The sequence below is a fragment of the Porphyromonas sp. HMSC077F02 genome (genome assembly GCF_001815465.1).
GTDB lineage: Bacteria > Bacteroidota > Bacteroidia > Bacteroidales > Porphyromonadaceae > Porphyromonas_A > Porphyromonas_A somerae.
In genome coordinates this window covers 1-2,946 of sequence record NZ_KV820658.1, presented here as the reverse complement: position 1 = coordinate 2,946, position 2,946 = coordinate 1, and the positions used below count along the sequence as shown (strand labels likewise).

General features: G+C 40.7%; 2 protein-coding genes. Both read left to right on the top strand.

What is annotated here, in order from left to right; translation table 11 throughout:
• Window positions 1-221 precede the first annotated feature (221 nt).
• Entirely contained in the window at window positions 222-1,493 is a 1,272-nt protein-coding gene (locus tag HMPREF3027_RS04025) for a site-specific integrase (protein ID WP_070707199.1), read from the top strand.
• Window positions 1,494-1,601: 108 nt separating this feature from the next.
• A complete protein-coding gene (locus HMPREF3027_RS04020) occupies window positions 1,602-2,861 on the top strand; it encodes an ATP-binding protein (protein WP_070707198.1) in 1,260 nt (419 codons plus the stop codon).
• Window positions 2,862-2,946 lie beyond the last annotated feature (85 nt).

Below are 2,946 nucleotides of genomic sequence, written 5' to 3'. Positions count from 1 at the left end.
TATCTATGAGTCAACTTTTTCTAGGACAAGACACTGCCAGAGTACGCTTAGCGGAAGCGGGGGCTCCAAAACCTTGAAAATCGCAGAATATCACAAAATATTAATTCGCTGTATTCCAGCAGAATATAAAATCACTACTTAAACAGAATATCATACGACCTCTTTCCATATGTCGAAAATTGGGTGTAAATTTGGGTGTAGATTTAATCCGCGTATGAACTATGAATATTAAGAGGAACATTATTTTCGCACTGGAGAGACGCAAGAAAGATGGAGTACTCATTACAGAGAATGTGCCCATCAGAATGCGTGTGATTTATAACAGTAAGCGCATTGAGATTGCGACTGGATACCGAATTGATGCTTCAAAGTGGGATAGTGATCTTCAGCAGGTGAAAAGAGGATGCACCAATAAGCTCAAGCAATCAGCTACTGAGATCAATGCAGACCTGCAGAGATATGGATCTGAAATGCAGAAGATATTCAAGGAGTTTGAAATCAAGGAGCTAATCCCAACCCCTGAACAAATCAAAGATATATTCAATTCAAGGTTGAGAAATGAAGAGCAACCTGAGGGAATATGCTTTATGCAGGCATTTGATGAGTTTGTCAGTGAAAGAGGTGTACAAAATAGCTGGACGCACTCTACCTATGAGAAATTTGCAGCTGTAAAGAACCATCTTCTAGAGTTTAACCCCTCTGTATCCTTTGAACTATTTGACGAAGTCGGGTTGAATAAGTACGTCCTTTTTCTTCGAGATAAGAGAAAGATGAGGAATAGTACTATAGAGAATCAACTCTCATTCCTCAAGTGGTTTTTAAGATGGAGTTTTGGCAAAGGCTATACGACTCTTACCGCTTATGAAACATTTAAGCCAAAACTAAAAAGCACCCAGAAGAAAGTAATCTTCCTCACATGGGATGAACTGACACGTCTAAGGGAGTGTGAGATACCTGAAAGCAAACAGTACTTAGAGCGAGTACGAGATGTTTTCCTTTTTTGTTGCTTTACAGGTCTCCGCTATTCTGATGTTTTTAATCTCAGAAGGAGCGACATCAAAGAGGATCATATTGAGATTACTACAGTCAAAACAGCTGATAGCCTAATCATAGAACTGAACAAACACAGCAGATCAGTTCTTGAAAAGTATGAGAATGTGGTCTTTGAGAAAGACAAGGCTTTACCAGTAATCAGCAATCAACGAATGAATGATTACTTGAAAGAGCTGGCAGAACTGGCAGGGATTGATGAACCAATAAGAGAAACCTACTATATAGGCAACAAAAGAATTGACGAAGTGACTCCAAAGTATGCACTACTGAGTACTCATGCAGGAAGGCGAACTTTCATTTGTAATGCGCTCTCCTTGGGAATACCCGCTATTGTAGTGATGAAGTGGACTGGTCATAGCGACTATAAAGCGATGAAACCATACATCGATATTGCTGATGATATAAAGGCTAACGCAATGAACAAGTTCGATCAGTTATAGCCGAACTTGAAATTTCAAGCAGACTTGAAACTATGATATCCACAACAGAAATTTCAAGTGCGCTTGAAAATCCCTATATTTGCAGAGAAATTTCAAATACACCTGACAATGCTCACGCCGATAAGGAAATACAACTTTTGGGATGAGAACCCTATAGACTTAGGGTATCCACGCACATTCTACACAGATAAGATAGGTCAATACATTGATAACAAACTGATCAAAGTATTGGTAGGTCAGAGACGTGCCGGAAAGAGCTACATCCTAAGGCAAATAGCCTCACGGCTAATTGCCAACGGCACTCGTCCCAATAACATTCTTTACATCAACAAGGAATACCTGGAGTTTTCAGACATTCTTGACTATCAAGACCTCGAGAACCTATTTCAGCAATACAAGAAAGACCTCAACCCGCAAGGGAAAGTATTCCTCTTCATCGATGAGATACAGGGCATTGAAGAGTGGGAACGATTTGTCAACTCACACTCCCAAGACTTTGCTGAGCCTTGTGAGATATTTATCAGTGGCTCCAACTCTAGTCTGCTATCTGGTGAACTTGCAACGCTACTATCGGGAAGGTATGTAGCGTTTGAAATACTCCCCTTTAGTTTTTCAGAGTTCTGTGGTATCACTCAGAAAGAGCCTAATAGAGAGAGTTATATAGACTTCCTTCAAACTGGAGCCCTGCCAGAGCTTTTCAACCTCCCCAATGATGAGATGAAGCAAAACTACGTCTCTTCAATCAAGGACACTGTTATGCTTCGTGACATTGTCGCTAGGTATAAAGTAAAGGATGTGAAGCTCCTAGACGACCTCTTTGTGTATCTAGTCAATAACGCCTCCAACATTATCTCCATCGCCAACATCGTCAACTTCTTTAAGTCTCGAAATAGGAAAACCAACTACGAGACGCTCTCCAACTATATCTCCCATCTCGAGAGTACTTTCCTCGTGCATAAGGTAGAGAGATATAATATCAAGGGCAAGGAGACTATTTCGGCCAATAACAAGTACTATTTGAATGATTTGTGCTACCACAATTACCTCTATTCTGGATTTGGCTATGGAATGGGGTACTTATTGGAGAATGCTGTCTATTTAAGCCTTAGACGGGCTGGATATCAAATCTATGTAGGCACGAATAAAGAGGCTGAGGTAGACTTTGTCGCTATCAAAGGAAGCAAGAGGTTATATTTCCAAGTCACGCTACAACTAACTGAGCAAGAGACAATAGAGCGAGAGTACCGCTCTCTTTTGTCGATAGAAGATAACTTCAAGAAGTATGTGGTCAGTTTGGATGACTTCAAGCTTCCAACAAATGAGGGTATTGACCATATTTCGGCGTGGGAACTTGACACTATTCTGTAACGCATAAAACCCAACCTAATTACTGCCCCTTGTTCAAATCGACAAGGGGCTTTTTTTGGGTATGACGGGCATGTCATGCATCTGT

What these genes read in the sequence shown, in the direction of transcription:
- HMPREF3027_RS04025 (WP_070707199.1), top strand. Translation starts at nt 222, where the DNA reads ATGAATATTAAGAGGAACATTATTTTCGCACTGGAGAGACGCAAGAAA.
- HMPREF3027_RS04020 (WP_070707198.1), top strand. Translation starts at nt 1,602, where the DNA reads ATGCTCACGCCGATAAGGAAATACAACTTTTGGGATGAGAACCCTATA.